Source organism: Anabaena sp. UHCC 0253 (assembly GCF_009712085.1).
Taxonomy (GTDB): domain Bacteria; phylum Cyanobacteriota; class Cyanobacteriia; order Cyanobacteriales; family Nostocaceae; genus Dolichospermum.
Window position 1 is genome coordinate 185,233 of the sequence record NZ_VILD01000003.1, and the last position, 2,524, is coordinate 187,756.

Sequence of the window (2,524 nt, forward strand, 5' to 3'; positions counted from 1 at the left end):
GCTACAATTGGTTCTTTGATTTCGCTTAAATCAATTTCAATTATTTCTGCATACTCCGCATCTGCATCGGCCGACATTAATACAGGATTTGCTAACCATTCTTCCATTTTCGCTACTCGGCGCATAATGGTTCGCTCATCATGATAACCCCGTGCTACCATGTTTTTTAACAAGGCAATATTGGAACGCAAATATTCCGCAATTGTTTCTTCACTCAATTTAATTGTACAACCTGCACAAGAACGTTCTGCGGAAGCATCAGTTAATTCAAAAGCTTGTTCAACTTTCAAATCTGGTAAACCTTCAATTTCCAAAATCTTGCCAGAGAAGACGTTTTTCTTGTTCTGCTTTTCTACAGTTAACAACCCTTTTTGGATAGCAACATAAGGAATGGCGTTAACAATATCTCTCAATGTAATTCCTGGTTGCAATTCTCCTTTAAATCTTACCAAAACTGATTCTGGCATATCCAAAGGCATTACACCCAATGCACCAGCAAACGCAACTAAACCAGAACCTGCGGGGAAGGATATTCCTAACGGGAAGCGAGTGTGTGAATCTCCACCTGTTCCCACGGTGTCGGGTAATAACATCCGGTTTAACCAAGAGTGGATGATACCATCACCAGGACGCAACGCTACACCACCACGTTGGGAAAAGAAGTCAGGTAGTTCTTGGTGGGTTTTGATGTCCACTGGTTTGGGATATGCGGCTGTGTGACAGAAGCTTTGCATTACTAAGTCTGCACTGAAACCTAAACAAGCAAGTTCTTTTAATTCATCTCTTGTCATTGGTCCGGTAGTGTCCTGAGAACCGACTGTAGTCATGATTGGTTCGCAAGATGTCCCTGTACGTACACCAGGCAAACCGCACGCCTTCCCGACCATTTTCTGCGCCAGTGTGAAGCCTTTTCCGGTGTCGGCTGGGGCTTGAGGACGAATAAATAAAGTGCTGGGTTCTAAACCTAATGCTTGACGGGTTTTATCGGTGAGGGTACGCCCAATTAGTAGGGGGATGCGTCCACCTGCGCGAACTTCGTCTAGAATGGTGTCAGGTTTGAGGCTGAAGGTGGAAATTACTTCTCCTGCGGCGTTGAGAATATCGCCTTTGTAGGGATAAATGGTGATCACGTCACCGGTTTCCATTTTGCTGACATCGCATTGTATGGGTAATGCACCGGCATCTTCGGCTATGTTAAAAAAGATCGGAGCGATCGCACTTCCTAAAATATAACCCCCAGCCCGCTTGTTTGGCACAAAGGGAATATCATTGCCCAAAATGCCATAATACAGAATTGATTGCAGACTTACGAGATGAACCAGTTCCCACGACATCACCAACATAAGCAACGGGATGTCCTTTCTTCTTTAACTCTGCAATGGTTTCTAAACTTCCCGGTTGACGAGTTTCTAACATCGCCAAAGCGTGTAAAGGAATATCAGGTCTAGTTGTAGCGTGGGTTGCGGGTGATAAGTCGTCTGTGTTGGTTTCTCCGGGAACTTTGAAAACTGTAACGGTGATAAATTCTGGTAATGTGGGACGCAGCGTAAACCATTCTGCTTCTGCCCATGAGTTTACCACTCTTTTAGCGTAGGGGTTGGTTTTTGATAATTCCAAAACATCATGGAAAGCATCATACACCAACATAATTTTGCTGAGGGCGTTGGCTGCATAAGCGGCTATTTGTTCTCTTCCTTCTCCTCCCATGACTAAGGGTGTTTCTGAAGATTCTGATACGGAGGTGCTGGAAACTTGGAGTAAATCTATTAAGGATTGAACATTGTAACCGCCGATCATTGTTCCCAGTAATTCTACTGCATCAATTGGTGAAACTAAGGGGCTGGTAATTTCCTCTTTAGCAATTCCAGTCAGAAATCCAGCTTTTACATAAGCTGCTTGATCTACACCGGGGGGAATGCGATCGCGTAATAAATTTAATAATAACTCTTCAGTACCTTGGGGTGGATTTTTCAGTAATTCACATAATTCTGAAGTTTGTTTTGCGTCTAATGGTAATGGGGGAATACCCATTTCTGCGCGTTCTTGGGTGTGTTGTTGGTATTCTGCTAACATGATTTAGCTTTTCTCCTCTCAATGTCTTGTTTTCTTTATTTTATTGTAAGGGAATTGTTACAGGAGTTACGAATGGACGGAATTGGTTATCAAGAACAGTTTATAGTTTATAATCTGAACAGTAAAGTTTACATTTTATAATTTTCCTGTGGGTTTATTGATTAATTTTGGTGCGTTGAAGTTGGAATATAAGAAGGTTTTTAATCCTAGATATCAGGGTTAATTTGTCAGAATCAGGATGTCCAGGATTTTAGGATTTACAGGATGTGATTTTTTATTGTTTAGCAAAAATGGCGATTTTTGGATGATAGATAATATCCTGTGATTGTAATTATCATCTTTCAATATTCATACAAAATTCATCAATAACAATCTGTCAGAATCAGGATATCCAGGATTAGAGGATGTACAGGATGTAATTTTTTATTGTTTGGGAAAATGGCGATTTTTT

At 41.3% G+C, this 2,524-nt stretch carries 1 pseudogene; it reads right to left on the reverse strand.

Features of this window, described 5'->3' with window-relative positions:
* Positions 1 to 2,073, reverse strand: a pseudogene (locus FJR38_RS09180) (bifunctional aconitate hydratase 2/2-methylisocitrate dehydratase); the annotation flags it as partial.
* Positions 2,074 to 2,524 lie beyond the last annotated feature (451 nt).